This window comes from Glutamicibacter sp. FBE19 (assembly GCF_015524875.1).
Classification (GTDB): Bacteria; Actinomycetota; Actinomycetes; order Actinomycetales; family Micrococcaceae; genus Glutamicibacter; species Glutamicibacter halophytocola.
The window spans coordinates 134,215-160,617 of the sequence record NZ_JACKQN010000007.1; the positions used below are offsets into that span (position 1 = coordinate 134,215).

23 protein-coding genes, 1 pseudogene and 1 riboswitch are annotated in these 26,403 nt (G+C 60.5%); of the genes and pseudogenes, 10 read left to right on the forward strand and 14 right to left on the reverse strand.

The annotated features are described in order from the left end of the window. The first annotated feature begins 317 nt into the window (after positions 1 to 317). Entirely contained in the window at positions 318 to 911 is a 594-nt protein-coding gene (locus H6F58_RS12445) for a DNA-3-methyladenine glycosylase I (RefSeq protein ID WP_146277716.1), read from the forward strand. Positions 912 to 916: 5 nt separating this feature from the next. Next, positions 917 to 1,768: a DNA-3-methyladenine glycosylase gene (locus H6F58_RS12450; RefSeq protein ID WP_146277715.1), complete on the forward strand. Its 852-nt coding sequence runs from the start codon at positions 917 to 919 to the stop codon at positions 1,766 to 1,768. 353 nt (positions 1,769 to 2,121) lie between these two features. Here the strand turns inward: H6F58_RS12450 and H6F58_RS12455 are convergent, their stop codons facing one another. The 8 genes from H6F58_RS12455 to H6F58_RS12490 all read right to left on the reverse strand — a co-directional run bounded on the left by H6F58_RS12455 (position 2,122) and on the right by H6F58_RS12490 (position 10,275). Then, a complete protein-coding gene (locus H6F58_RS12455) occupies positions 2,122 to 2,976 on the reverse strand; it encodes a siderophore-interacting protein (RefSeq protein ID WP_146277714.1) in 855 nt (284 codons plus the stop codon). 63 nt (positions 2,977 to 3,039) lie between these two features. After that, a complete protein-coding gene (locus H6F58_RS12460; RefSeq protein WP_195181881.1) occupies positions 3,040 to 3,507 on the reverse strand; it encodes a thioesterase family protein in 468 nt (155 codons plus the stop codon). A 14-nt stretch (positions 3,508 to 3,521) separates the two neighbouring features. Then, the gene (locus tag H6F58_RS12465) at positions 3,522 to 4,595 is read right to left on the reverse strand and encodes a phosphatase domain-containing protein (RefSeq protein WP_171919436.1); all 1,074 of its coding nucleotides are present in this window, start codon (positions 4,593 to 4,595) and stop codon (positions 3,522 to 3,524) included. A gap of 91 nt (positions 4,596 to 4,686) precedes the next feature. After that, positions 4,687 to 5,544 (reverse strand): 3-hydroxyacyl-CoA dehydrogenase family protein, encoded by an 858-nt coding sequence (locus H6F58_RS12470; RefSeq protein WP_195181882.1) that lies wholly within the window; start codon positions 5,542 to 5,544, stop codon positions 4,687 to 4,689. Between the two features lie 35 nt (positions 5,545 to 5,579). Beyond that, on the reverse strand, positions 5,580 to 7,043 hold the full coding sequence (locus H6F58_RS12475; RefSeq protein WP_244652569.1) for an aldehyde dehydrogenase family protein: 1,464 nt from the start codon (positions 7,041 to 7,043) through the stop codon (positions 5,580 to 5,582). Between the two features lie 30 nt (positions 7,044 to 7,073). Next, positions 7,074 to 8,252: an acyl-CoA dehydrogenase family protein gene (locus H6F58_RS12480; protein ID WP_171920067.1), complete on the reverse strand. Its 1,179-nt coding sequence runs from the start codon at positions 8,250 to 8,252 to the stop codon at positions 7,074 to 7,076. Positions 8,253 to 8,301: 49 nt separating this feature from the next. Further along, positions 8,302 to 9,447 carry a CoA transferase gene (locus H6F58_RS12485; RefSeq protein WP_195181883.1) on the reverse strand — a complete coding sequence of 382 codons (1,146 nt, stop codon included), beginning with the start codon at positions 9,445 to 9,447 and terminating at the stop codon, positions 8,302 to 8,304. A gap of 108 nt (positions 9,448 to 9,555) precedes the next feature. Then, on the reverse strand, positions 9,556 to 10,275 hold the full coding sequence (locus tag H6F58_RS12490) for a GntR family transcriptional regulator (RefSeq protein ID WP_195181884.1): 720 nt from the start codon (positions 10,273 to 10,275) through the stop codon (positions 9,556 to 9,558). A 108-nt stretch (positions 10,276 to 10,383) separates the two neighbouring features. On the opposite strand from H6F58_RS12490, the gene H6F58_RS12495 reads away from it, so the two are divergent. Then, positions 10,384 to 11,250: an inositol monophosphatase family protein gene (locus tag H6F58_RS12495; RefSeq protein WP_195181885.1), complete on the forward strand. Its 867-nt coding sequence runs from the start codon at positions 10,384 to 10,386 to the stop codon at positions 11,248 to 11,250. Between the two features lie 70 nt (positions 11,251 to 11,320). Continuing rightward, positions 11,321 to 11,533 (forward strand): hypothetical protein, encoded by a 213-nt coding sequence (locus H6F58_RS12500; RefSeq protein WP_146277706.1) that lies wholly within the window; start codon positions 11,321 to 11,323, stop codon positions 11,531 to 11,533. A gap of 94 nt (positions 11,534 to 11,627) precedes the next feature. Here the strand turns inward: H6F58_RS12500 and H6F58_RS12505 are convergent, their stop codons facing one another. From H6F58_RS12505 to H6F58_RS12520, 4 genes are all read right to left on the reverse strand, one after another. Next, complete coding sequence (locus H6F58_RS12505; protein WP_060700723.1) at positions 11,628 to 13,271, reverse strand: thiamine pyrophosphate-binding protein; 1,644 nt, start codon at positions 13,269 to 13,271, stop codon at positions 11,628 to 11,630. After that, complete coding sequence (gene speB, locus H6F58_RS12510; protein ID WP_060703281.1) at positions 13,271 to 14,257, reverse strand: agmatinase; 987 nt, start codon at positions 14,255 to 14,257, stop codon at positions 13,271 to 13,273. Before speB ends, H6F58_RS12505 begins: the two co-directional genes overlap by 1 nt. 308 nt (positions 14,258 to 14,565) lie before the next feature. Continuing rightward, a complete protein-coding gene (locus H6F58_RS12515) occupies positions 14,566 to 14,982 on the reverse strand; it encodes a hypothetical protein (protein ID WP_171918603.1) in 417 nt (138 codons plus the stop codon). A gap of 96 nt (positions 14,983 to 15,078) precedes the next feature. Then, positions 15,079 to 15,642 (reverse strand): helix-turn-helix domain-containing protein, encoded by a 564-nt coding sequence (locus H6F58_RS12520; RefSeq protein ID WP_060700721.1) that lies wholly within the window; start codon positions 15,640 to 15,642, stop codon positions 15,079 to 15,081. A 175-nt stretch (positions 15,643 to 15,817) separates the two neighbouring features. On the opposite strand from H6F58_RS12520, the pseudogene H6F58_RS18235 reads away from it, so the two are divergent. From H6F58_RS18235 to H6F58_RS12540, 3 genes and pseudogenes are all read left to right on the forward strand, one after another. Beyond that, positions 15,818 to 16,402 (forward strand): annotated as a pseudogene (locus H6F58_RS18235) (DinB family protein). A gap of 72 nt (positions 16,403 to 16,474) precedes the next feature. After that, positions 16,475 to 16,587, forward strand: a riboswitch (SAM riboswitch). Positions 16,588 to 16,600: 13 nt separating this feature from the next. Next, on the forward strand, positions 16,601 to 16,867 hold the full coding sequence (locus H6F58_RS12535; RefSeq protein ID WP_146277702.1) for a hypothetical protein: 267 nt from the start codon (positions 16,601 to 16,603) through the stop codon (positions 16,865 to 16,867). Between the two features lie 55 nt (positions 16,868 to 16,922). Further along, positions 16,923 to 18,026 (forward strand): VIT1/CCC1 transporter family protein, encoded by a 1,104-nt coding sequence (locus H6F58_RS12540; RefSeq protein ID WP_146277701.1) that lies wholly within the window; start codon positions 16,923 to 16,925, stop codon positions 18,024 to 18,026. Between the two features lie 77 nt (positions 18,027 to 18,103). Here the strand turns inward: H6F58_RS12540 and H6F58_RS12545 are convergent, their stop codons facing one another. Continuing rightward, on the reverse strand, positions 18,104 to 19,282 hold the full coding sequence (locus H6F58_RS12545) for an LOG family protein (RefSeq protein ID WP_146277700.1): 1,179 nt from the start codon (positions 19,280 to 19,282) through the stop codon (positions 18,104 to 18,106). 86 nt (positions 19,283 to 19,368) lie between these two features. Here H6F58_RS12545 and H6F58_RS12550 point away from each other — a divergent pair, with 86 nt between their 5' ends. The 3 genes from H6F58_RS12550 (at position 19,369) to H6F58_RS12560 (ending at position 25,284) form a co-directional block, all read left to right on the forward strand. Then, positions 19,369 to 22,716 (forward strand): DEAD/DEAH box helicase, encoded by a 3,348-nt coding sequence (locus H6F58_RS12550; RefSeq protein WP_146277699.1) that lies wholly within the window; start codon positions 19,369 to 19,371, stop codon positions 22,714 to 22,716. A gap of 162 nt (positions 22,717 to 22,878) precedes the next feature. After that, positions 22,879 to 23,163, forward strand: a complete 285-nt coding sequence (locus H6F58_RS12555) for a hypothetical protein (RefSeq protein ID WP_146277698.1) — start codon at positions 22,879 to 22,881, stop codon at positions 23,161 to 23,163. 570 nt (positions 23,164 to 23,733) lie between these two features. Beyond that, complete coding sequence (locus tag H6F58_RS12560; protein ID WP_060700715.1) at positions 23,734 to 25,284, forward strand: MFS transporter; 1,551 nt, start codon at positions 23,734 to 23,736, stop codon at positions 25,282 to 25,284. A gap of 208 nt (positions 25,285 to 25,492) precedes the next feature. Here H6F58_RS12560 and sucD read toward each other — a convergent pair whose 3' ends face one another. Beyond that, entirely contained in the window at positions 25,493 to 26,395 is a 903-nt protein-coding gene (gene sucD, locus H6F58_RS12565) for a succinate--CoA ligase subunit alpha (RefSeq protein WP_060700714.1), read from the reverse strand. Positions 26,396 to 26,403: the final 8 nt, after the last annotated feature.

Here is a 26,403-nt window from a genome sequence, read left to right on the forward strand (position 1 = left end):
TAACGATGATAGACGGTTGAACTGGAAAATTGAACCCCTTGCGAAAGCCAATCAGGGCCAGGGCATTAACTGCGCCAGCTGAGCGCCGGGCAACTTCCGATTGTTACGCGCACGCCCCGGCAGGCCACGCATATGCTGACCGCGAAGACGCAATTTTTTCACCTCGTCGACACTCTTCCTCAGCGGTGGAAATTCAAGGATGGGACGCCCAGGACGAGGCCAGTGCGCGGCTGCCCAAGCACCACCGGGGAATTACTAAATTCTGAAGCATTTCTTCAGTACATGCCCTTGACCTCATATAATGCGAAGATAGATTCATGACTGAAGATCTTGTTATCGGCGAAGATGGCCTTGCCCGCCCGCAATGGGCTGCCACCAGCGATATGCTCCGCACCTACTACGATTCCGAGTGGGGCATGCCGGTGAACACCGAAGCAGGTGTCTTCGAACGGTTGAGCCTGGAATGCTTCCAATCCGGGCTCTCATGGGCCATCATTCTCTCCAAGCGGGAAGCCTTCCGGGAGGCGTTTGCCAACTTCGACCCTGAAACGGTTGCACTGTTCACCGAGAATGACTTTGATAGCCTCATGGACAACCCCGCCATCGTGCGCAACAAACTGAAAATTCGCGCCACCATCGCCAACGCGGAAGCCACGCTCATGATGCGCGAAGAGGGAGGGCTGGCCGATTTCATCTGGTCCTTCAAGCCAGAGCAAACTCCAACTCCGCGGACCGCGGCAGAAATCCCGACCCAGAGCGCCGAATCCAAGGAGCTGGCCAAGGAATTGAAAAAACGCGGGTTCAAGTTTGTGGGGCCCACGACAATGTTCGCGCTTATGGAAGCCATCGGCATGGTCGATACCCATCTGGTGGGATCCCATCGCCGAGGCAGCTCAGGAATCTGGGCCTGAAGCCCATGGCATTGCGCCTGGAGGCAGCCGGAACACTGGACATCGCACATGCTTTGTCCGTGTTGCGGCTCCATTCCCTTCCAGCCCAGGAAAGAATCGAGCCGTCCACCGCGGAAGTCCGCCGGATCCTGCGCGTTGGCGGACACCTCATCGACGTCCACCTGGCATTGGACCCGTCAGGAATATCCGTAGAGCATGATGCGCCTGCCACGCTACTCCCCAGCCTGCAAACCATCATCAATTACTGGTTCGGATTGCAGCAAGACACTTCTCCAGCCTATGAATCCCTCGCGAAGCTGCCGGGGCTCGACGCGATGGCTGCGTCATTTCCGAATCTGAGGCTCATCAGCTACCCGGACCCGTTCGAGGCTCTGGCGACTACGGTCATTGGCCAGCAGGTTTCCCTGGCCGCCGCGCGAACGCTCGCAGGAAGGTATGTCGAACATCTGGGCGAGGCGCACGCATCAGGGCTTCGCGCGTTTCCGACTGCCGAAGCAACGTCAGCACTGAGCGCGCCCGAAATTCAATCCATCATTCGGTGCCCATTGGCGCGAGCAGCAACACTGCATGCCGTGTCGCAGTGGTATCTGGAGTCCGGGGAATCCCTGGTTCACCGGCCAGCCGAATTCCTGACGCAACTGCTGTCTTTACGCGGGGTAGGACCTTGGACCAGGGACTATATGGCACTGCGCGGGCTACGGGATTCACAGATCTTCCTGGATTCTGATCTTGTCGTCAGGCGCGCGCTCAAGAATTCAAGCATTCCCCCGACCATCAGAGATTCGCTTCCCGCCGGCGCGGGATATCTGGCCACACTGCTCTTGTGGGCTTATGACTCCGAGCCTCGCGAGCAATGAAAAAGGAACTTGCCAAGGTGTGCAATCCTGGCAAGTTCCTTTTTCTGCGATCCGGATGACTGAGCAGGCCACCCGATTCCCTATTCCCCTTATTCAAGCCGGCTAAGCCGACCACTAGGTCGAGGTGAGCAACCTCGAACCGTAGTGAACTGGCCGATGATATCGGTCAAGTTAGTCGCTTCTCCCGACCACACACGGGAGAAGCTCTGGAATAAGCATAACCTAACTAGCCCTAATAACGTCAAGCCCTAATCACCTAATATCCTGATTTTTTTATTAGGTGCGTCTAACTTAGGTTGTTGGACCGTCCGCAACACTCAATGGGCTCCCCGAATAATGGCGACGGGCCCGCTTCAGTCAGCGAAGATCTTGCCAACCTCGGTGCGCTTTTCGGCTTGGAACGCATCTTCTGCCCGGCCAAACGCCCAGTAGGCGGACAATGACATATCGCGGCGATCGACCCCGCGCTCATCGTAGAAGTAGAGGCGAAGCCGCTTCATGACTTCGCGCTCGCCATGGGCAAAGACCTGCACTCGGCCACCGGGCCATGAGTACTCGCGTACGGCGTTTTCCAGAACCGTGTTCTGCGGAGTGAAGGGTGCGTTTCGGTGCAGCCATCGAACTTCAACGCCTTCGGGGTGCACAAGCTCCAGTTCATCGGCTCGGTCGGCGACCTCGATGACGGCCAGCCCCTTCATTTGCGGGGACATGGCCTCCAAAGCCGCGGATATGGCAGGAATAGCTGTCTCATCACCGGCAAAGAAATGGAAATCGAATTCTTCGCGCGGCACGAACAGCCCGGCAGGCCCAGCGAAGCAGATCGAGGAACCGATCTCGGTATCGCGTGCCCATTTGCCGGCCAATCCCTCATCGCCGTGAACGACAAAATCAATTTCGATCGTTCGAGCTTCAAGATCGCTGCGGCGCACGGTGTAGGTGCGGCGCACCGGCATGTCTTCGGGGGCCAGCTTGCTGCGCAGCTCCTCCATGTCGTAAGGCATTTCCAGGCCAAGCTCCGGCTTGGCAAACAAGAATTTGACGTAACGGTCCGTCACGTCCTTGTCGACAAAGTTGTCGAACCCAGGACCGCCGAGAGTCAGCCGCACCAAATGCGGAGCAATATGCTCGCGCTTGAGCACCTGCAAGACAACTTGAGGACGTGCAGGTCGAGCCTCGGTTTGCAGACGTCTGCCAGCTGGCTGAGACATAGCATCACTTCCTGTCTGAATAAGAGTAGATAGATCAATCCTAATTGACAGAAAGGCCAGAGCTTACTTCGGGAAGGTTGATGCACCCACGAAAGCGCTCAGTCCCTCGCGTTCTTCAGGGCTCAGCCTTTGAACTCGCGAAGTAGACGGGTCAAAATACGCCAGCGTGGTGGCCGCCTTGACGCATAGGTAATCCTCAATTGGGTCCCGGAATTCGTAGCAGATCTCAAAACTGGCTGGCTTGATGTTTGCCACCCACAAATCCACATTCACCGGAACATTGCGGTATTCCAAAGGCCTTGAGTACCGCACGCGATGCTCAACGACCAGGATCTGGATTCCCGGCGGCACCGCAGAAAAAATATCTGCCTGCGGTTCAACTCCGGGTGCACCGGTTCCGCCAGGAACCCCAAAGCCAGCAATACGCGCTTCTTCCATCAGCCTGATCAGGTTGACATTATTGACATGCCCGTAGGCATCCATGTCGCCCCAGCGCATGGGCACCTGCAGACGAAGCATTGATTCAGCCATTACCGTTCTTTCCTCTACAAATTCTTTGCGTCAGCATCAACCAGGCCAAGCTTCACCAGCTGGTCGAGGATTCGCGCGCCATCGGGCTCGTATACCCAGCGCACGCCCGGGGTCGTGCGCCGCAACTCGTTGGAGCGTCCGCCAGCCAGCACAGCCTCGGACGGCGTCAGCTGCCGGATCACTATCGCCCGGACCAGCTCTGGATAGCGTCGCGCGAATTCTGCGTAGATCGCCGGGTCGTGCTGGCCATCATCGCCGACCAGGATCCAGGAGATATGCGGAAACTCCTGAGCCAGCCGCCGCAGCTGGTCTACCTTGTGCTGCATGCCGCTGCGGAACCAGGAACGGTCCGTAGGTCCCCAGTCCGTGAGCAACAGCGGGCCTTCGGGATAAAGATTGCGGGAGATGAAGCGCTGCAGAGTTTGCGCGACATTCCATGCCCCCGTGGAAAGGTAGACCATCGGTCCACCGGGGTGTTCTTGCCGCACTTGCTGCAGCATGACAGCCATGCCCGGAGTTGCAACGCGTGCGTGCTCTGAGAGCACAAATGAGTTCCACGCGGCCAGCAACGGGCGCGGCAGTGCCGTGACCACCACTGTGTCGTCCACGTCGCTGATCACGCCGAACTTCTGAGCCTGGTCAATGACCATGACGCGGGCTGTCGCCTCGTCGCCGTCGTGGGCTTGAAGGTGTATCTCGTTCCAGCCCGCCGGCAGGTCAACGGCCAGCTTTGCATCTATGACGCCGCCGCGGTCCGCTTGCACCTCGAAGCGCTGCTCTCCTACGACGATGCTGACCTTGCCAAAAGGAAGGATCGGTGAAATGAAATTTCGAAAACCCCTGATCCCGTCGGCGATCACCTGCGCCTGATGCTGGCCGAATTCGAAGGCTCCGGGGCCGGCGAGCACGACTCGCGCTAGTACGCGAATCCAGCCCCCTTCGGGTCCGGTCGAACCGTAGCCGGTGTAAGGCAGGATGACCGCCCCTTGCCCCTTGGCTTGTGCCCGCTTGGCACGCCAGTTGTGGAATTTGTCTTCCACCCGCGAAGCAACGTGGCGAGCTCGTTGATCAGTCGAAATGTGACTCATGCTCACAGTCTTTCATGTTCTCGCCGAACCCTGGAAAACGACTGGCATTCGAAGCCCGGCACGCGATTCAACCTCCAGGCCCGCGGAATGGCTACGAGTAAGGGTAGAACCCTTCACCGCTCTTGCGGCCCAGGAGACCGGCTTGGACCTTTTCGGTAATGAGCGGATGCGGCTTATCGGCTTCATTGCCCGTTTCGGCGAAGGTTGCCTGGGCGATGAAATCGATGACGTCCAGGCCAACCATGTCCATCAGCTCAAATGGGCCCATCGGGTGCCCGAGTGCTGTTTTGGCGGTGGTGTCGATATCTTCGATGCTGGCGATTCCTGCGTGGGCAAGGTTCAATGCCTCGGCGTTGATAGCTCCCATCATGCGGTTCGCGATGAATCCCGGGATCTCCTTGTTCACCAGCACCGGCTGCTTGCCCAGCCGCGTGGCCACGGCCGTCACGGCTTCCACCGTTTCATCGCTGGTCTGCTCATTGCGGACCACTTCAACGCACTTCATCACCAGTGCAGGGTTGAAGAAGTGCATATTGCATACCTGATGGGGGCGCCCACTGGCCGCGGCCACGCGCGATGAGGGCAAGGTCGAGGAATTGGTGGCAAGGATCGCGTGGGCTGGGGCATGTTCACCCACGGTGGCGAAGATCTGCTCCTTGATATCCAGCCGCTCCACAGCTGCTTCGATCACCAGATCGGCCGTACTGGCGCTATCTGCCAGATCCGTGCTCTGGGCCAGCCGGTTCAAGGCCGCATCAACGTCCGGCTGTTCCAATTTGCCCTTGGAAACTCTGGACGCGGCCCACGCTTCGAGGTCTGTGCGCGCAGCGGTCAATGCCTGCTCAGAGATGTCTTGCAGGAGAGTCTCGTAGCCGCTCAAGGCGCAGCTCATGGCGATTTGCCGGCCCATGGTTCCGGCGCCGATAACCAAAATACGTTCAATCATCATTGATCTTTCCTTCTTCGGCACTTGAGCTGGAGCAATCAGCCCCGCAAATAAGTGGTGGTCGTGTGCGTGTAGAACTCGCGGGCCGCTGCTCCTTGTTCCTTCGGCCCATAGCCAGATGCCTTGACACCTCCAAATGGCACGTGGGGATCCGCGCCTGCTGACTCCGAATTTACATGCAATATGCCAACATCCAGTGCTTGTTCAGCAGCTAGTGCCACGGAAAGATTGCTGGTGAACAGGGCCAGGCTCAGCCCGAACTCCGAGTCTTCGGCTGCTTCAAAAGCCTGATCTGCGCCGCTGACGGTGCACACCGCAAGAATCGGGGCAAAAAATTCCTCGCGCCAGGCACAGTTCTCCCGGCCGGCTTCACCTGTTGGCAGCTCCAAGATGGTGGGCGCCAGATAGCTTCCCGTTTCTGGAGCCTTGCCTTGGAAGCGCAGCAGCGCTCCTTGGCTCAGGGCACGGTCAATTCCTTCGCGCGCCGAGGCCGCTGCTTTGGCATCAACTAGTGGTCCCATGTGGATCTTGGGATCCAGCGGGTTGCCGGTAGTCCACTGTTCCAGGCGCGTGATGAGTCTGGCCAGGAAATCCTCGGCAATCCCGTCGTCCAGGATGAGCCGACTGGTTGCAGTGCACTTCTGCCCGGTAGAGCGGAAGGCTCCGAAAAGCACTTGTTCGCTGGCTAGATCCAGGTCGGCATCGGCCAGCACCACCGCGGCGTTCTTGCCTCCCATCTCGGCCTGGACCGGAACACCGCGCGCAGCGCCGGCGGCACAGAGCCGGCGGCCTACCGCGGTTGATCCGGTGAAGGACAGGCCGTTGAGGTGCTCATTGGCAATGAATCGGTCTCCCAGCGCCCCTGGGCCAATGACGAGGTTGAGCACTCCTGCGGGCAGTCCGGCATATTCCAAGGCCTGGACAAGGCGCAGCGCCAGAATCGGAACCAGGCTGGCTGGCTTGAAAACGACGGTATTTCCGAAGACAAGTGCCGGCGCGATTTTCCACGCTGGAATGCCGATGGGAAAGTTGAACGGCGTAATAATGCCCACCACGCCCAGCGGCTTGCTGGTCACCAGGATCTGCTCTCCGGCGCGAGGAGACTGGAATACCGTCCCGGCAGCGCGTTCCGCTTCGCCTGCGTAATAGGTGAAAATTTGGGCTGCTCGCAGTACTTCGCCAATTCCTTCGGCCCGAGTTTTGCCTTCTTCGCCGGCCAGTTCCTCTCCGAACTGCTCAGCGTGCTCCTTGAGGTAGCTTGCGGCCGCGATCAGGTAGGCTGCGCGTGCAGCCATCGGGGTGGCCGCCCAGCTTTTCTTCGCCTGGTGGGCGGCGGCGAAAGCTGCATCGACTTGCTCTTCACTGGCTGCGCGGCCCCGGGCAAGTACCTGCGAGTTATCAGCGGCAGCTCTCGAATCGATTTCGCGTCCCTGGCCCTCGGCCCACGTGCCATTGAGGTACTGGTGCAGGGCCACCGGGGTGGAAGCTACGTCCATCATCATGTTCCTCTGGATTCTCTTGCGTTGCGCGGTTTAGCGGAAGGCGGGGACGCCGGTGAGCTTATGGCCCAGGATCAGGGTGTGGACTTCGTCAGTGCCTTCATAGGTGCGCACTGACTCCAAGTTGTTGGCGTGGCGCAGTGGCGAGTAGTCCAGGGTGATGCCGTTGCCGCCAAGGATGGTCCGCGCCTCGCGGCAGATCTTGATGGCCTCGCGGCAGTTGTTCAGCTTGCCCGCCGAGATCATGTGCAGATCCAGATTTCCTGCATCTTTGAGCCGGCCGATGTGCAGGGCCAGCAGGAAACCCTTGTTGATCTCCAGAGCCATGTCCACCAGCTTCTGCTGTGTCATCTGGTAGCCGGCCAGCGGCTTGTCGAACTGAAGACGTTGCTGCGAGTAGGCCAAGGCGTCTTCAAATGCATCGCGGGCTGCGCCCATGGAGCCCCAGAGAATTCCGTAGCGTGCTTCGTTCAGGCAGGAAAATGGCCCCTTCAATCCCCTGGCGTTTGGCAGTACGGCCGTACCCGGCAAGCGCACATCAACCATCTCGATGTCGCACTGGATGGAAGCACGCATGGACAGCTTCTGCTCGATCGGGGTTGCGGTGAATCCCGGGGTGTTAGTCGGTACTACAAAACCGCGGATCCCCTCTTCGGTTTGCGCCCAGATGACTGCTACCTGTGCCACATTGGCCAGGCCGATCCAGCGCTTGGACCCGTTGATCAGCCAGTCATCACCGTCGCGGCGGGCGAAGGTTTTCATGCTTGACGGGTCGGATCCGGCCGTTGGCTCGGTCAGCCCGAAGCATCCGATGGCCTGGCCGGCGGCCATTTTCGGCAGCCATTCCTGTTTCTGCTCTTCGGAACCGTGCTTGTGGATGGCGCTCATCGCCAGGGAGCCCTGCACGGAAACAAAGGTGCGCAGTCCCGAGTCGCCGGCTTCCAATTCTGCTCCGGCGATGCCGTATTCCACCGCGGAGCGGCCAGCACAGCCATAACCGTTCAGGTGCATGCCCAACAGGCCCAGCTTGGCCATTTCCGGGACGATCTCCAGCGGGAAGACCGCGTCGTTGTACCACTGGGCAATATTCGGTTTGATGTGTTCTCTAACGAAGCCGCGCACGGTATCGCGCAGGGCCAGTTCTTCACTGCCAAGCAGCGAATCGAAGTTGATCAGATCGGCGGGGTCGAGGATGTGTTCCGTGGTGTCCATAGTCGCTCCTTGGCGGTTGCGTTGGTTGGCGGGTTCGCGCGCTGGCCGGCTAAGCGCGAGCTGCTTGTTCGAAGAGTTCTTGATGCTGGCCATGGGCCGGCGGGTTGCTCCGGTATTGAGCGGGCGTGCGGGAGAGCCCAATGGGGCTGGCAAGGTGCGTGGCTGTTTCGCCGGTGCCGGGATCGTTGATGACCGCCACCGGATCCAGGCCCAGCTCCTGGGCAAAGCCAATGGCTTGCGCGATGGTGTTGACCTTGCCCGCGGGCACCCCGGACTCCATCAGGCAGCCGGCCCAGCTGGCCGCGCTGCGTTCAGCGGCGGCCGCTTCAATCAGCGCCTTGAGCTCGGCACGGTGCGCGACCCGGTCGGTGTTGGTGACGAACCGGGGGTCCTCGGCGAGCGCGGGATCGCCCAGTTGCCGGCATAGCGCGGCAAATTGCCGGTCGTTGCCTACCGCGATCGCGATAACGCCGTCGCCGGTATTAAAGGTTTCGTAGGGCGCGATGCTCGGGTGGGCGTTGCCCAGGCGCGCCGGTGATGTTCCGGTCGCCAGGGTGCTGCTTGTCTGGTTGGTCATACCGGCCAGCACCGAAGAGAGCAGGTTGACGCTCACCCGCTGCCCCAGGCCGCTGCTCTCCCTTTCCCGAAGGGCCAGCAGGATCCCGGTGGCGGCGTTGTGCGCAGCGAGCACGTCAACCAGTGCAACCCCCACCTTGCTGGGGGCGCCTTCGGGTTCCCCGGTAATGCTCATCAGTCCGCCCACCGCTTGGACCAGGAGGTCAAAGCCGGGGAAAGCTGCGCCTTGCTGTTCGCCGAATCCTGAAATGGAGCAATAGACCAGTTCCGGGTTCAGCTCTTTCAACCGGGAGAAGTCCAGTCCGAATTTGGCCAAGACGCCGGGCCGGAAATTTTCCACCAGAACATCCGCGTCCTGGATCAATTCCAGAAGCCTCGCCAAGTGTTCGGGATTGCTGAAGTCGGCGATGACCGCCTGCTTGTTCCGATTCACCGACCAGTAGTAGGTGCTCACGCCCTGGGCATTGACCGGCGGGGTCCACCCGCGGGTTTCATCCCCGGCCTTGCTTTCCACTTTCAGCACCTGGGCGCCGAAGTCGGCCAAGGTCATGGTGCATAGCGGACCGGCAAGAATGCGCGAGAGGTCGACGACTTTGATCCCGTCCAGCGGTTGGCCCATCTTTGCCACCTCGTTGTCATTCCCAGCTGAGTTAGTTACATGTTGCATGCTACTCTATGTTGCGCAGCTCACTCATGGCAAGACCCGGTGAAAAGGATCCGGGCGCGGCTAGGAAATCAGGTCGTCAAGACGGTCCAGGAAGGGCTGGGCCACCAGCGTCTCGGTCCGCGAACAGATGGAACGAATCAGCATCTGTGCGGTGCGCGTGATGTGGCCCCGCACCGCCGCGGCCGCCGCGGGCGCATCCTCGGCGAGAATCGCGGCCATGAGTTCTTCGCGGTCCCCCGCCAGTTCCTGGCTGCTGCGGGCATAGGGCACCGTTGTCTGCCCATGCGCGAGCACCAGGTTGCGCAGCTCCCCCACCACGGAGTCAAGCTTCTTGTTGCTGGCCAGCCCCAGCAGGTACAAATGGAATTCCTTATCGGCTTCCAGGGTCGCGCGCCCATCGCCAGTTTGCCCGGTCTGCAGCAATTGCTCATGCAGCTGCACCAGCCGGGCACGGTCGGCGTCGCTGGCGTTGATGACCCCGCGGGCCGCTGCAGGCGGTTCAATGGCCAGCCGCAGCTGGAAAACCTCGACGATGTCTTCCAGGGAAATCTGGTTGACCCGGACGCCGCGGTTCTTGGCGACGGTCACGATGCCTTCTTTTTCCAGCAGCTGCAGCGCTTCACGCACCGGGGTGCGCGAGACACCGAGCTTCTCGGAAATGCCGATGGCCGAATAGTGCTGCCCGGGTTCCATCTCGCCTGCAACGATGGCCGCCCGAATCATCGTCGTGACCTGCTCGGTCAACGAGGCCTTGGGCGCGATCGGTTGCATGCTGCTCATGTGCAGAAGCTTATCCTGATTCGCACTCGCGGCACCCGATAGCCACTCGAATCGAGCTGCGCCGCAGAACTTCCCCGTCTGCCATCGGCCGCACGATAAGCTGGCACGGTGAGCGAGCAAACAGCAATCTGTGAAAAAACCCGCGCCGAAGAACTGCGCGTGGCCGCCCTGGACGCGGCGCGCAGCGCTGCGAGCCTGCTGCGTGCCACCTTCCGCACCTCGGTGGATGCCGAGATCAAGACCAATGCCCACGATCTGGTGACCGAGATTGACCGGCGCAGCCAGCAGATTATCACCGAGTCCTTGTTGGCCGCGGTTCCTGGTTCGTGGGTGCTCGGCGAGGAGAACATTTCCACGCAATCGGGCAACGCCGCGCCAGGCTCAGTCCAATGGATTGTCGACCCCATTGACGGAACCAGCAACTTTGTCCACGGCATCGCATTCTTCTGCATTTCCATTGCCGCCGCCATCGATGGCCAGCTGGCCGCAGCGGTGATCATCGATCCCATTGCCGGCGACGAATTCACCGCCAATGCCGAATCAGCGCTGCTCAACGGCGCAGTCCTGAACCCCGCGCGGCGCCCCGAACAGGCCCGTGCCAATTTGATGACCGACTATCCCGGTGCCGAATCCCTGGTGCACGACGGAGATCTGGCACTGCAGCTCTTCGGCCAGTGGATCCAGGACTTCGCCACCGTGCGGCGCAAGGTCAGCGCCGCGCTGGCCTTGGCCCATGTGGCCGCCGGCTGGTGCGATGCCACCATCGGTTTTGACACCAAGGTGTGGGATGTGGCCGCCGGAGCACACCTGGTGCGCATGGCCCACGGGACCTTCCGAGGCTTGGCTTACGGGCAAGAGGGCCTGGCAGATCACGAATGCCCCGGATTCATTGCCCAGGGACCGGGAGCGGACTACCGCTCGCTGAACGTGGCGGCGCAGAAAATCCATGAGCTGCGCACCGGCAAGGACGCTTAAGAAGTCTGACAATATCCAGAATCTTGCCCGGGGCCTCGGATCCGCGTCGAATCGGACGTATCATGGCGGCATGGAAACACTATTCCACCGGACCGCACACTCCGCCGTGCGGCACCATGGAGGCGGAGGAGTGATCCTGGGAGGTATCGGAGCGATAGTTCTCTTCGGTGCCTTCGCAGTGATGTTGGCAGCCCAGTCCTTGGATTGGGAGCCACTGCTCATCGGAATCAGCATGGGCGTTTCCGCAGTGCTCTTTGGCGTGGTTTACCACTTCACGCATTAGCCGCTGACGGTTCTGGATAAGGCTGTGGCCCCGGACGCTGGCACTTGCCAACGCTCCGAGGCCACCATATTTTTGCCTGCACTCGGCACTGCCTTTACAGGTGCGTTGGGGCGAACATCTTGAGCAGGGTTTTGACCACGATGACATTCGGCCCTTGCCCGGCCAGTGCTTCCTCGAGGGCATCGCCGATCTGCTCGACGGCCACCTCGCGGGCAGGAACGCCAAAGGATTGGGCCAGCGCCACAAAATCGGGCCGCGCCAGTTCGGTGGCCGTCGCCTTGCCAAAGGCGCCTTCCATATACTCGCGCAGGATGCCGTAGCCGCCGTCGTCAACGATCAGCCAGGTCACCGGAGCCTGATGCTGCTTGGCGGTAGCCAGCTCGGCGATCGAATACATCGATGAGCCATCGCCGCTCACCGCGAGCACTCGCTGGCCGGTGCCGATGGCCCCGCCAATGGCCGAGGGGAAGCCGAAGCCCAGGCCGCCGGCACCCTGTGCCGAGTGGAACTGGCCTTCCTTCGCATCCCAGCAGCTCCAGCCCCAATAGGCCGCGATGGTCATGTCCCAGAAGGTCTGCATCCGGGCCGGAACCGCTGCACGGATATCGGCCATGAACTTTCGCTCCTTGGCCAAATCCTGCCCGTCAAGACGAGCCTGGATCTTCTCCAGGGTCTGCGCCACCACCTGCACTGGGCTCTGGCCATGCCAGGAGGCCCGCGGGGCGAAGCCGGCGGCGTGCAACTGGCGATCGAGGAATTTCAAGGCTTCGCGGGCATCGGCGCGGATGCCCAGGGCCGGGGTATTGGATTCCAGCACTCGCGGCTCGGCGTCGATCTGGATCATCTTGCCGCGCGGTTCCAGGGTGAAGTAATTGCTGGTCACTTCCCCCAGGGCCGAGCCGATGACCAGCAAGACGTCTGCATCTTCCATAATCTGAGTGGCATGGCGATCCTCAACCCACGATTGCAAGGACAATTCGTGGTTCCAGGGGAACGCTCCATTGCCGCCGGGGCTGGAGAGCACCGGTGCCTGCAGGGTTTCGGCCACCGCGAGCAATTCGGCCTGGCCGCCGGCACGACGCACCCCGCCACCGGCGATAATCGCCGGGCGGTCTGCGAGGGACAGCCAGTTGACCGCTTCGCGGATCAATTCCTCGCGCGGCGGGTGCTCATAGGCTTCGGCCAAGGCATCCTGCACCGGCGGGACCATCACCTGGGCCAAGAGCACATCCTGCGGGACTTCCACCCAGACCGGGCCCATGGGCACGGTGATGGCGCGTGCCCAGGCATCCTGGATGGCCGAGGGAATGCCCGAGGCATGGTGCACGGTCTGCTGGAACTTGGTGACGTTGGCGGCCGAGGCCTTCTGGTCATCGAGCTGGTGCAGCATGCCCTTGCGGCGCGCGCCCAGGCCGTCGAGCGGAATCTGGCTGGCGATGACGACCATGGGCACGCCGGTGGCGTAGGCTTCCTGCAGCCCGGCCAGCGAGGTCAGCGCCCCGGGACCGGTGGACAGGAAGAGCACGCCCACCTCTCCGGTGGCGCGGGAGTAGCCGTCGGCCGCGAAGGCGGAGTTGTTTTCCACGCGCGAGGAGACAAACTCCAAGGTGGAACGCGAGAGCGCGTCGAACAGCCCCAAGGCGTGCTGTCCGGGAATGCCGAACACGGTTTTGGCGCCCAGCGCGGTGAGGGTCTCAATGACCAGGTCGCCGCCGTTGCGTTGAGGCTGTTCGCTCATTACTTGTTCAGCCCCTGGTTAGCCCGGAAGTCGCTGATCAGGCTGATCAGGTCGTAGGTGACATGGCTGGCAGCCACGCCGGTCAGCTCCGCGTGGTCGTAGGCTGGAGCGACCTCGACGATGTCGGCGCCCACGATGTTCAGCCCGCGCAGGCCGCGCAGGATCTCGAGCAGTTCGCGGCTGGTGATGCCGCCGGCCTCGGGGGTGCCGGTGCCCGGGGCGTGGGCCGGATCCAGCACGTCGATGTCCACCGAGATGTACAGCGGGCGGTTGCCGATGCGCATCCGCAGCTTGTCCACGATTTCACGCACGCCCTGGTAGTAGACATCCGAGCTGGTCACGATGCCGAAGCCGAAGCGCTTGTCGTCTTCCAGGTCCTTCTTGCCGTACAGCGGGCCGCGGGTTCCCACATGGCAGATGGCCTCGGTGTCCAGGATGCCTTCTTCCACCGCGCGGCGGAAGGGGGTGCCGTGGGTGTATTCGGCGCCGAAGTAGGTGTCCCAGGTGTCCAGGTGGGCGTCGAAGTGCAGCATGGCGACCGGGGCGCCGGCGCGCTGGGATGCCGCGCGCAGCAGTGGCAGTGCGATGGTGTGGTCGCCGCCGATGGTGACCAGGCTCGAACCGTCCGCGGTCAGCTCCAGCGCCTCGTGCTCGATGGTCTCGATGGCTTCGTTGATGTTGAACGGGTTCACCGCGAGGTCGCCTGCGTCCACTACCTGGCTCTGCGCAAACGGCGAGGTGTCGGTGGCAGGGTTGTACGGGCGGATCAGGCGCGAGGATTCGCGCACGTGGTTGGCGCCGAAGCGCGCCCCGGGCCGGTAGGAGACGCCGGTGTCAAAAGGCACGCCGATGATCTTGATATCCGCGTTCTGGACCTGGTCCAGGCGGGGCAGCCGGGCATAGGTTCCGGCCCCCGCATAGCGCGGGATGACCGCTGCGTTGATCGGACCCAGATGGCCGTTTTCCTCAATGCGGACTTCTTTCATGTTCTTGCCCTCCCGGCGTCTCACGGCTTTCACCGTAGTTGCCCAATATGAAACTTCAGTTTCCTATTATGCTATTTTGTTGGCGCGGTCACGTCAAGGCTTTAGCCCTGGATCCGGGAGCTGGGGCGCGCAAAAGGGCAGAATGCCGCCGCCAGGGCATGCGGGGGCAGGGTTCAGCACTGCGGCTATTGGCACGCCGTCCTATCCGGGCAGGGGCAGCGTGAATGATGGCCCGGAGGGTCCGGTGCAAGATAAGGAGCTGGATCGCTGGGCCAGTTGGCTGGCGCAGCGGCATGATCGCCGGAAGACTAGGCGCCGCGGAAGTTCTTCGTGCTGGCATTGACCAGCGAACGATCGATTTCATGGATCGCCACGCAGAACCCGGCGGAGAGGATCAGGGACTTGAGCATGAGCTCGGAGAGGTCATCGGCTACGTAGACCAGTTGCAGGGGCCCGACCAGGATCATGAGAATGATCGCCCAGAAGGCATATAGCCACGAAACGCGGGCCTGAGCCATTTGCGGGAAGCGGGCCCTGCGCCGAATGGTCCGCAGGCCGAGCACCACAATCACCACCGCGATAATGACTGCCCCGATGAAAAAGAAATTGCGCTGCGTGCGGATCCACGTCAGGGTCGTGCCGGCAAGAACGCCGACAAGCACCGAAGCCCACCAGCTGATGCAGCGAAGCTGATTCCGTGCGCCAGTATCCTCGCTAGTCCTCACGCCACTCCCATCGATCACCGCACTATGTGCGCAGGCCGAGCACACCTTTTTAGAATACGCGCTCCACAGCACCGCAACGAAAAGGAGCGCTTGAAGCTAGAGGATCAAGGTCCAGGTCACCAGGGCGGCCTCATCGGACTCGTTTTCCCAGCTGTGCGGCTCGCGCCCGGGAAAGGTCATGGTGTCCCCGGCCTGGAGCTCAACACGCTGCTCGGGCAGCACGAGGGTGAATTTCCCCGCGATCACATGGAGCACTTCCAACTCGCAGTCCACCGAATACAGCTCGGCTTCGCCGGAGCCCTTGGGAGCGATTTCGGCTCGGATCATCTGCACGCGCTTCTCGCTGCGCGGCGTCACCAGCTGCTCGGTGATCCCCTCCCCGCCCAGCGACACCCGCGGCGCTTCTTCCAGCCGCACCAGCATGGTTTCGGGCACTTCAAATAGCGTGCCCACCTCGATGCCGAGCACCTCGCACAATTTCAGCAGCGTGGAGACCGAGGGGCTGGTGAGATCTCGCTCAACACGCGAGAGGAAGCCCTTGGTCAGCCCAGACAGCTCAGCGACCTGGTCGATGGTCATTCGCTGCCGCTGGCGCACCCCGCGCAACCGCGAACCGATATTGATCGCGGCACCGCTTGATTCCACGGGCAGGGTCTTCATGCTTTCGCTCCATCACTTCGCTTGTTGTGGCACGCCAGCAGCCAAAGGGGCGCTCCGAAAAGGCTGCGGCGGCAAGTTTACCAATAGTAAACAGAGCATAGCGCGAGTCCTGCAAATATGCCGTGTCCCACGCGTTCCGCGCTCCAGATCCCCGCACGCTGGCTAGACTCTGATCATGGATCACAGCAAGGAACTGCTCCAGGAATATCTCTCCGACGCGCGCGACGCAGTCATCTACAAGGCCCAGGGGCTGAGTGCACAGCTGGCGCGCAAGCCGCTGACGGCTACCGGAACGCACATCCTTGGCGTCGTCCACCACCTGGCCATCACCGAGTACGGGTATTTTGCCCAATGCCTCGGCCGCACAGTGGATGACCCCTATATCCAAGAGCTTCTGGATGCCGATGACCCGCAGGCCGACTTCCTGCCGCCGGCCCACTTCAGCGCCAGCGGGATTATCGAGCTGTACCGGGAGTCAACCGCCTTCTCGGATGCTGGCATCAGGGCCTTGCCGCTCAGCGCACCGGTTGAAGTGCCCTGATGGATCCGCCGCCGGCACACCACGCTGGAACATCTCATGGTGCACATGATCGCGGAAACCTCCCGGCACGCCGGCCACCTCGACATCGTGCGCGAACAGCTTGATGGCTTCACCGGCTTGCGCCCCGAAGCGCCCAACCTCCCGGACTATTCCGCAGCGCAATGGGCCCAGCAGTTCGAATCGATCAACCGCCTCGCCATCTGTGATGACCACCAGTAGCCAGGAGCCCAGGTCATATTACGGAACAGGCCTTCATCGCAGACAGCGCAGGCGGTAGCATCGCAAGCGTTGCTTCACGAGACACGGCGCCAAGCTCCGACTGGCCGTGCACCAACCCCAGATTCATGGGTGGTTCGGATGAAGAAGCGGTCCGTTCACACACTGTGCTCGGGCAAGAACACAGCGAGAGCGCATCACATGGCCTATTCCGTCCTGCCCATCGTCGACCGCCGAACCGGCCAAGTGCAATTCAAGGTCCACGGACTCTGGCATATCTGCTACGTCGGCGATCCAATTCTGCTCGAACAGCTCCTGGCCCGCTGCGCACGCCGCCCGGTCTTCGATCCGGAAACTTCCCAGCTGCTCCTGGGCGTTGCCGCCGCAGGGGAACCGCAGGGGCGCAACGCCGCTTTTAGCCTTGCCAAATTCCCAACGCTCCATCCCCTTACTAAAATCGGTAGCTGACCCGTTCACCGAGTTTCACCAAGAAATTCGACCTGCCAAGAGAGCTGTTTTCGTGATGTCGAACCAGTCAGCAACCGAACCTACCCGTGCCCAAGTCCAGCGCTGGCGAAAATACCTGGCCGATGAAGTCGCCGAAGGCGCCATCTACCGCACCCTGGCCCAGAAGAAATCCGGGCAGGAAAAGCAGATCCTGCTGGGACTCGCCGAAGCCGAAGCGCGGCATGAGGCGCACTGGCGGGCCAAGCTGGGCGAACACGCCAAGCCGGTCCGCCCATCATTGCGCCGCACGATCTTGCGCTTCTTGGCCCGCAATTTCGGCTCGGTCTTCGTGCTGGCCATGGCACAGCGCTCCGAGAGCAATTCGCCGTACCGCGACGACAAGGACGCGACCGCGCAAATGGCCGCCGACGAACAGGTGCATGAAGAAGTAGTCCGCGCACTGGCCACCGCCGGCCGGGCCCAGCTCTCGGGCAACTTCCGCGCCGCGGTTTTTGGCGCGAATGACGGCCTGGTCTCCAACCTCGCCCTGATCATGGGCATCGGCGCCACCGGGGTATCCTCCACCTTCGTGCTCTTTTCCGGCATCGCCGGGCTCTTGGCCGGAGCGCTATCCATGGCGGCCGGCGAATTCGTCTCCGTGCGGTCCCAGCGCGAGCTTCTCACCGCTTCACGGCCCACCCAGGTGACGCTGACGGCAGCACCCAACCTCGATTTGGCGTCCAACGAGCTGGTGCTGATCTACAAGGCCCGCGGCATGAGCGATGAAGATGCCGAACACCGCGCCGCAGAACGCATGGGGCTTTTCACCTGTGATTGCAACCCCGCCTTCTCGCTGAACCCCGAGGAACGCGCAGAGGAATTGGAAAGCGAACACGAAGAGCTCGGCTCGGCCACCGGCGCGGCAGCCACTTCCTTCTGCCTCTTCGCTTCCGGCGCCATCATCCCGATCCTGCCCTATATCTTCGGTCTTGGCGGCTTGGCGGCCGTGGCCATCTCCGTGATCCTGGTGGGGATCGCCTTGATGATCACCGGAGCCATCGTCGGTCTGCTCTCCGGAGCCTCGCCGCTCAAGCGCGGCCTGCGCCAGCTGGCCATTGGATGGGGCGCCGCAGCGGTCACCTACTGCCTGGGCCTGCTCTTCGACGTGCAGGTGGCATGACCGGCTGTTGGCTCGGCTTCAATCGCCCATGACCCCGCGGCATCATCTGATGCCGCGGGGTCATTTGCTTGGGGGCGCTACCAGCGCGTGCGCCGGCGCAGCGTGCTCATGGAGCTGATGAACTCCATCGCCTCGGCCGCGGTGTCCACCAGGGCAATCTTTTCGCCCATCACCCGATCGGCAGCGAGCGCCTGGAGCAGCGGCCACACCGGCAGGGTCCTGGTCCAGTATTCGCGGCCGAACAGGACCATGGGAACCACCCGGGCGCCGGTGGCATAGTAGTTTTCGCAGGCATCCTGGAAGATCTCCTGAACCGTGCCGGCGGATCCGGGCAAGACAATCAGCCCGCCATTGGACTGCTCCAGGAGAATTGCCTCGCGGATGGAGTTGGCGAAGAACTTTGCGATCTTCGTGGCAAAAAGGTTCGGCGGTTCGTGACCGTAAAACCATGTAGGCACCCCCAATGACTGCTGCGAGCTGGGGAAACGATCCTTGACGGCGAGCGCTGTCCTGGCCCATCCGGTGCGCTGGTGAATGGCATCGGGCTGTTCGGCGAGCATCTCCAGGGCAAGGTTGAGATCCTTTTGCTCGTAGCCTGCCAGCCATGCCCCGGCATTGGCAGCTTCCATGGCTCCCGGTCCCCCGCCAGTGGCCACGCCATAGCCGGCCCGGGTAATCAATTGGCCCAGTTCCACTGTTTGCGCGTACTCGCGTGAACCGCGGCGCATCGCATGGCCGCCCATAACCCCGATGAGCGGGGAATCCTTGAACACGCCCTCATAGACTTCCGAAATCAAAGCCTGCCCAACGTGGTGATCATGCAGGGTCCTGGCCATCGCATCTTCGGGATTCAGCGCAGCCGGTGCGGTGTGCTGTTGCGAATAGGCGTAGATCTTCGCATCCGGGACCTGTTCGTAGCCCTGCGCGCGGATCCCTTCATAGAGTTCTTCCGGGGTATACAAGCTGCGTTCCCCCGTGGTGAAGGGCAGTTCTTCGCCAGAGCTCATGCACAGGCCACCGGTCGCCTGAACCAGTTCCCGCCCATGCTGCGAGTATTGGCAATCGATGAAGATCGCTTCCGACAGGTCCAGGGAGCGAAGGACGGAGTCCCGTTCACGCAGATCAACCCGATGCACGCGCCAGCTGAATCCGCGGGGGTGGAGGGAGGAAAGCGCGTCGGAAGCCAAGCGATCAAACTCGACGAGCGAGGTGATATTCACTGCCCTCGCCGGTAGATAAGGCCAGATGTGGGACATGCGTCAACGCTACGTCATAGATAGTGATTATTCACAGACAGGCCCTTGAACTTTCACCGCGGGCCGGAACGTGAAACGATGAGAGGATGAGTGATTCTGTTCCCCCAACCATCGACGCGCGCCACTTGCTGCGCTATCTGGGCGATGTCCCTTTCTTTTACGGAAAGAACATAGCAGCTGAAGAAAATTCTGTGGTTGACGTGGAATTTGATGAATCCACCCGGCAGATCGAAGGCACCGTGCGTGCTAACGGCGAAGAATTTTCGCCGATGATCCAGGTTCAAATGGTCGGCGACGACTGGCAAATCGAGCTTTGCGAGTGCACGTGCGACAAGCCCGGCATCTGCGCGCACATTGCCGCCTTGGCCATCGTCTCGAACAAGATTGCTTCGCAGCCGCGCCTTGTGGCCGTGCCGGAAGAAAAAAGCTCGGCCGCATGGGCCCAGCAAATCGACTCGTGGTTCCAGCCCTCTGAACCTGGCCCAGCCGACGGGCTGCTCGGCTCGCAGCACGACCCCGTGGTAGCCATGGGTTTGCAATTCATGCTCTTCGATGCGAAGAACACCACGCAGCAACAACAGTGGATGCCGACCGGCACCATTCCGCATCCCACCCGCAATAAGCGATTCCGCCTGGGCGTGCGGCCGATGGTCCGCAATACCGAAGGCCGCTGGGTTCGCGGGCAGCTGCGCTGGACCACCCTGGGCTTCAAGACCTATGGCTGGAATTTGTTGCGCTCGCAGCACCACTGGTTCACCCGTTTTGCGTCCATGGCCCGCAGCGATACCCAGTTGCAATTCAAGGTGGATGAAGACTGGCTATTCATGGACGAATACGCTTCCGGCCTGCTGTGGCCACTGCTTCAGCAGGCTCAGGAGCTGGGCATTGAGCTCATCTCCACACGCTCCGAACAGCGCATTCGAATCGTTGACCCGGCCAGCTTCAGCATGCAGGCGACGCTCGATGACCAGTTGATGCAGCTGAGCGGCATTTTGCATGTCGACGGCCAGGACCTGGTGCTTGATTCCGAGTCGCCTAGCGGCGTTATTGCAGATCATGGGTTCTATGCGCAGTTGGGCCAGCCCGACGAGATCTGGTTGGCTCCGAGCAAGGAACCCGTGGCAGAGGCGCACCGCCGCTGGTACGTTGACCGTCGCCCGGTAGCCATTCCGGTCGCGGAAATCGACAGCTTCTTCGATTCGGTCTATCCGCGTCTAGCGCGCCGCTTTGATCTGCGCAGTGCCAGCGAGGAACTGGTGCTCCCGGACTTGAAGCCCCCATATGTGCAGGCTACGGTCACCTACAAGCGCGATGTGAACGACAAGGGCGAGCCGAATGACTCGGCAACCTTGGAATTCCAGATCCGCTATCCCGGGGTTCCGGATCAGCACGAAGTCTACGATCGTGAAATCGAAGAACAGCTTCGCGCAGCTATTGATGAGGTCTTCCTGCAGACTACAGAAACGGGGAATCCCGATCTTTCACCCAAGTTCTACTCGGGCGAAAGCGTCATTACCTTTGTCTCTGAAATCTTGCCTGCCATCGAGAGCCTGCCAGTAGTGAAGCTGAGCGAAAAGGGCACCCGGCCGGTATTCCGGCAGCTGCGCGAGCTTCCCCAGCTGAAGATCAACGCGGTCAACCACGAGCGCACTGACTGGCTGGATCTGGGATTGCTGATCACCGTTGGCGACCACGAGGTTCCTTTTTCACAGATCGTTGAGGCCATGAGCAATGGCCAGATGAAGATCAAGCTTCCGGACAATACGTGGTTCTCCTTGAACCAGCCGCTGTTCGCCAAGCTCAAGGCCCTTGTTGACGAAGCCCAAGCACTCAACGACAAGCCAAAAGAAGGCGATCTGAAGCTTACGGTTTTCCAGATTTCCATTTTCGAGGAGCTCGATGAGCTCGCCGAAGGCATCGACGGCGCAGATTTGTTCATTGCGCGAATGCGTTCCCTGCTGAAGGTCGCTGAAGGCGAGCAGGCGTCCGTGCCTGAAACGCTGAACGCGCAATTGCGCCCTTATCAGGTTGACGGCTTCCGCTGGCTGAGCCGGCTGTATCAGGGCGGCTTTGGCGGCATCTTGGCCGACGATATGGGCTTGGGCAAAACCCTGCAGACCATCGCATTGATCCTGCATGCGCACGGGCTGTGGAATGACAGCGAGGCTTGCGCCAAGCTTCCGGCAGCCCAGCGCACTGCTGCCCCATTCCTAGTGGTTGCGCCAAGCTCGGTCGTCTCGAACTGGGAAACCGAAGTCAAGCGATTCGCTCCAAGCTTGCGCGTGACCAGCATTGAAGGAACGCTGAGTTCACCGCGGCAGCTCAGCGAGCTGGCGGAAAACTACGACGTCATCCTCACCACCTACACGCTGTTGCGCCTGAATGATGAGATTTATGAGGCGCAGCGCTTTGCTGGCCTGATCCTTGATGAGGCCCAGTTCGTGAAGAACCGCTCCACCAAGGCCCACCGCACTGCTGTGAACCTGCAGACCAACTTCAAGCTGGCCGTTACCGGTACCCCGATGGAGAACAATCTCTCTGAACTCGGTGCGCTGTTGTCGCTGGTGGCACCGGCCCTGTTCTTGAACACGAGCCGTTTCAACCGCCAATTCGCCCGCCCTATTGAAGTCCTGGGCGACAAGGAAACCCTGGCGTTGCTCCAGCGCCGGATCAAGCCGTTTATGCTGCGACGCACCAAGGAATCGGTGGTGCTCGATCTGCCAGCCAAGCAGGAACAGCAATTGCTCGTCCGGCTCTCCGACGAGCATCAGCATGTTTATGACACCCATCTGAACCGTGAACGCCAGAAGATCCTGCACCTGGTGGAGGACTTGGATCGCAACCGCTTTACGATTTTCCAGTCCCTGACGCATCTGCGCATGCTTGCGCTGGAGCCTTCGCTGGTCGATCCCGAGCTATCGGATGTTCCAGGTTCGAAACTGGAAGCCTTATTTGATCAGCTTGATGATGTTCTGGGCGAGGGCCACCGCGCTCTGGTCTTCAGCCAATTCACTTCCTATCTGAAAGTGCTGGCCGAGAAGCTGACCGAGCGAGGCGTGAATTTCGTATATCTCGACGGAAATACGCGTAATCGTTCCAAGGTCATCGAACAGTTCAAGGAAGGCGAAGCTCCGCTGTTCTTGATCTCGCTGAAGGCTGGCGGCTTCGGATTGAACCTGACTGAAGCAGATTACTGCTTCCTGCTGGACCCCTGGTGGAATCCTGCAGTTGAGGCGCAGGCTATTGACCGCACGCACCGCATCGGCCAAACTCGTCAGGTGATGGTTTACCGGATGATCTCCCAGGGCACCATCGAGGAGAAGGTTGTTGCGCTGCAGGAAAGCAAGCGCAAGCTGATCTCGACCGTTATGGACGAAGCTGATGGGTTCTCCAAGGCGCTCACTGCACAAGACATCCGAGGACTTCTCGAGTAACAGGTTGATTAATTCTCTGGGAATAAGAGACGACTGCTGGCCAGACGCGATATATTCAATATGTCAGTTGGTATGCGCTAATCCACACATAGTGCGCCCATCGGTCACTGGCCTGAGCGGATCCTCGCTGAGGCGAAACGAACGATAAAGGCGGTAATAACCGTGTCCCTGATTAAGTCGGAGACTATCAGTACCCCCGATGACGACTGGATGCGTGCATCGGTTAGTACGGAGAAAGATCGTGTGGTCATCGAAACTGGGCAGCAACGCTTGTCCTTGGAGAACGACCGCCTGCTGGAAAAAGTCCACCGGGTCCTGGCATCTCCGCTCGAAGAGATTTTTTACAACCCCAAGCACAGGATGCTTTTGATCCCTGGAGCTTTTGCCGTCATCGGTTCTTCGTTCCTGCGAATCGATGCAGAAGCGACTGTCGGCCTACGAAACTAGCAATCGCGCAAAATAGATGCCCCAAGATGCCGCACCGGCAGCCTTGGGGCGTTCTTGTATCTGCTCCAATGCACTAATCGGTGGGATGGACACATCGCCGCCTGGCGTTCCGCGAAGCAAAACCCTTCTCAATGCACCACTGTGTCGAGCTAGTTTATTGCGTTTCCACAGATTTCCCGCCGTGTCGCATAGAGTCCTTCGCCACACTTTTATCGCTTCAACACCACACTTAGAAGTCCCCATGGATTCTTCTCGATGCCTATTGCCTTCAACTGTTTCAGCCGTTTCGCTTACCTCTTCAAGAGCGCTGCAAACGCCCCGCACGAAACGTGGAGGCAGGCCAACTTTGGGGGAAGTGGTCATTTTTTTGCTAGACTAGATAACTATCCGCTCAAGCGTTTCATCACTCGAGTCCCGTAATTAGGCGGTTTTTCGAGTAGGAATCTATCGATTTCGATGAGTCGCCCGGCGTCCAAACGTGACTTTAGCGAGTAATTTTTGACTCGCCTGCCACGACATGGAGGGCGCCGGTTCCACGACAAGATCAAGAAAGATACGAGGAGTGAAACTATGGAAGCAGCAAATCCACGTAAACAACTGTTCTTTAGAAAACGTCGCCTGAAAGTAGAAGATGTCAACGTTGTTGACAACTCAATGCTGAAGAAGGCTATCGGCGGAACTGTCGTCGGTAACCTCATGGAATGGTACGACGTTGGTGTCTATGGCTACTTGGCCGTCATTATCGGCAAGTTGTTCATGCCGGACACCGTTGACCCCGCAATCCAGACATTGTTCAGTCTCGGCGTATTCGCCGTGACCTTCGTTGCGCGCCCACTGGGCGGCGTGATCCTTGGACAACTAGGAGATCGCGTTGGCCGCCAGAAAATTCTGGTTTTCACCTTGCTCATGATGGCTCTGGCCACGTTCGGCATCGGCATCCTTCCGGATTACTCGGTATGGGGCGTAGCAGCACCAATTCTGCTCGTCGCGTTGAAGCTCATTCAGGGTTTCTCCACCGGCGGCGAGTACGCGGGTGCTACTACGTTCATTACCGAATATGCGCCTGACAAGCGACGCGGATTTTTTGCCTCGCTTTTGGACCTTGGCTCCTACATGGGCTTCGCATTGGGTGCGGCCTTTGTATCGATCCTGCAGCTCACCTTGGCCGAAGATGTCATGGAAGGATTCGCCTGGCGCATCCCATTCCTGGTCGCCTTGCCACTGGGCGTCATCGCCTTGTGGTTCCGTTCCAAGATCGAGGATACCCCCGCGTTCAAGGAAGCCCAGGAAGCAGCCAACCGCGCCAGCGAAGATGCCAAGAACTCGCCTGATGCTCCCAAGGGTGTCATCGCCTTGGTCAAGTCCTATTGGCGTGAGCTTCTGACCGGCTTCGTCCTGGTTTCCGCAGCTAACACTGCTGGCTACGCTTTGACCAGCTACATGCCGACCTACCTGACCGAGACCCTTCATTATGACCCGGTCCACGGTAACCTTCTGACCCTGCCGATCCTTGTGGGCATGTCCTTGTGCATCCCGCTGGGCGGCAAGCTCTCAGATAGCATTGGCCGCCGCAAAGTGCTATTCATTGGTTCGGTCTCCGCGATCGTTCTGGCGATCCCTGCCTTCTTGTTCATGATGCACGGCGCTATCTGGTCCACGCTGGTTGGCCTGTCCCTGCTGGCGTTCCCTGTGACCTTCTACGTGGCTAACCTTGCCTCGTCGCTGCCGGCCTTGTTCCCAACCGCTTCGCGCTACGGTGGAATGGGCATCTCGTACAACTTCGCAGTAGCGATCTTTGGCGGTTTTGCTCCATTTATCATGCAGGCTTTGGTGACTGTGACCTCGTCGTCGCTGGCGCCCGCATTCTGGGTGATGGGCACATCAGTAGCCGGGTTCATCGCGGTGTGCTTCCTCAAGGAATCTGCGCGCAAGCCGCTGCCGGGTTCGCTGCCTTCGGTTGCCACCGAAGAAGAAGCGATTGAACTGGTCAAGACCCAGGAGGAGAATCCTGATCTTGATGTTGAGGAGCTGTTCGAGCAGGTTCCAGCCCTTGAGGAAAGCTACCAGCTGGAATTGACTGAGCAGGGCAAATCCGGCAAGGACTTGTCGGCGCAGCCGTAGAGCGCCTTCGAGACCCTGCACGCGATCCCTGCTTCGGCAATGCCGCGCCTGAAGGCGTCGCTTACTGGATAGCAAAGGGGAAGCCCGCCAGCCCGGCGGACTTCCCCTTTTCTGCGCTCTCAGGCCCGCTGGCCGGCGATGACGCCATATGGGTAAAGAAGTGCCCCGGGTCAAGGACCCGGGGCAGAACTTCTAGCTCAGCGTCAGCTTAGAGAGCTGCGAAAACTTCGCGCAGCAGCACAGCAGTCTCCGAAGGAGTCTTGCCGACCTTCACGCCTGCAGCTTCCAGTGCTTCCTTCTTGGCCTGGGCGGTGCCAGCCGAGCCGGAAACGATGGCGCCTGCATGGCCCATGGTCTTGCCCTCAGGAGCGGTGAAGCCAGCCACGTAGCCAACAACTGGCTTGGTGACGTTGGCCTTGATGTAATCAGCTGCGCGCTCTTCAGCGTCGCCACCGATTTCACCGATCATGACGATGGCCTTGGTCTCTGGGTCAGCTTCGAAAGCGGCCAGTGCGTCGATGTGGGTGGTGCCGATCACTGGGTCACCGCCGATGCCGATTGCGGTCGAGAAGCCCAGATCGCGCAGCTCGTACATCATCTGGTAGGTCAGGGTGCCGGACTTGGAAACCAAGCCGATTGGGCCCTTGCCGGTGATGTTGTTCGGGGTGATGCCGACCAGTGCTTCGCCTGGGGTGATGATGCCTGGGCAGTTAGGGCCGATGATGCGGGTGATCTGGTTGCCGTCGGCGTCAACCTTCGACTGCGCCAGAGCCCAGAACTCAGCGGAGTCCTGTACTGGAACACCTTCGGTGATGACAACAACGAGACCGATTTCAGCCTCGATAGCCTCAACGACTGCGTCCTTGGTGAACTTTGGTGGCACGAAGACGATCGATACGTCAGCGCCGGTCTCGGCCTTGGCTTCTGCCACGGTGCCGAACACCTTGATGTCCTGGTCACCGTGGGTGACGGTGGTGCCAGCCTTGCGGGCGTTAACGCCGCCAACAATGTTGGTGCCAGCCTTGAGCATCAGGGCGGTGTGCTTGGTGCCTTCGCCGCCGGTGATGCCCTGGACGATGACCTTGGAGTCCTTGTTCAGGTAAATGCTCATTGTTCGCT

Excerpts from the sequence above, each read along its gene's own strand:
- H6F58_RS12445 (WP_146277716.1), top strand. The coding sequence starts at position 318 with ATGACTGAAGATCTTGTTATCGGCGAAGATGGCCTTGCCCGCCCGCAA.
- H6F58_RS12450 (WP_146277715.1), top strand. The coding sequence starts at position 917 with ATGGCATTGCGCCTGGAGGCAGCCGGAACACTGGACATCGCACATGCT.
- H6F58_RS12455 (WP_146277714.1), bottom strand. The coding sequence starts at position 2,976 with ATGTCTCAGCCAGCTGGCAGACGTCTGCAAACCGAGGCTCGACCTGCA.
- H6F58_RS12460 (WP_195181881.1), bottom strand. The coding sequence starts at position 3,507 with ATGGCTGAATCAATGCTTCGTCTGCAGGTGCCCATGCGCTGGGGCGAC.
- H6F58_RS12465 (WP_171919436.1), bottom strand. The coding sequence starts at position 4,595 with ATGAGTCACATTTCGACTGATCAACGAGCTCGCCACGTTGCTTCGCGG.
- H6F58_RS12470 (WP_195181882.1), bottom strand. The coding sequence starts at position 5,544 with ATGATGATTGAACGTATTTTGGTTATCGGCGCCGGAACCATGGGCCGG.
- H6F58_RS12475 (WP_244652569.1), bottom strand. The coding sequence starts at position 7,043 with ATGATGATGGACGTAGCTTCCACCCCGGTGGCCCTGCACCAGTACCTC.
- H6F58_RS12480 (WP_171920067.1), bottom strand. The coding sequence starts at position 8,252 with ATGGACACCACGGAACACATCCTCGACCCCGCCGATCTGATCAACTTC.
- H6F58_RS12485 (WP_195181883.1), bottom strand. The coding sequence starts at position 9,447 with ATGGGCCAACCGCTGGACGGGATCAAAGTCGTCGACCTCTCGCGCATT.
- H6F58_RS12490 (WP_195181884.1), bottom strand. The coding sequence starts at position 10,275 with ATGAGCAGCATGCAACCGATCGCGCCCAAGGCCTCGTTGACCGAGCAG.
- H6F58_RS12500 (WP_146277706.1), top strand. The coding sequence starts at position 11,321 with ATGGAAACACTATTCCACCGGACCGCACACTCCGCCGTGCGGCACCAT.
- H6F58_RS12505 (WP_060700723.1), bottom strand. The coding sequence starts at position 13,271 with ATGAGCGAACAGCCTCAACGCAACGGCGGCGACCTGGTCATTGAGACC.
- speB (WP_060703281.1), bottom strand. The coding sequence starts at position 14,257 with ATGAAAGAAGTCCGCATTGAGGAAAACGGCCATCTGGGTCCGATCAAC.
- H6F58_RS12520 (WP_060700721.1), bottom strand. The coding sequence starts at position 15,642 with ATGAAGACCCTGCCCGTGGAATCAAGCGGTGCCGCGATCAATATCGGT.
- H6F58_RS12535 (WP_146277702.1), top strand. The coding sequence starts at position 16,601 with ATGGCCTATTCCGTCCTGCCCATCGTCGACCGCCGAACCGGCCAAGTG.
- H6F58_RS12540 (WP_146277701.1), top strand. The coding sequence starts at position 16,923 with ATGTCGAACCAGTCAGCAACCGAACCTACCCGTGCCCAAGTCCAGCGC.
- H6F58_RS12545 (WP_146277700.1), bottom strand. The coding sequence starts at position 19,282 with ATGTCCCACATCTGGCCTTATCTACCGGCGAGGGCAGTGAATATCACC.
- H6F58_RS12550 (WP_146277699.1), top strand. The coding sequence starts at position 19,369 with ATGAGTGATTCTGTTCCCCCAACCATCGACGCGCGCCACTTGCTGCGC.
- H6F58_RS12560 (WP_060700715.1), top strand. The coding sequence starts at position 23,734 with ATGGAAGCAGCAAATCCACGTAAACAACTGTTCTTTAGAAAACGTCGC.
- sucD (WP_060700714.1), bottom strand. The coding sequence starts at position 26,395 with ATGAGCATTTACCTGAACAAGGACTCCAAGGTCATCGTCCAGGGCATC.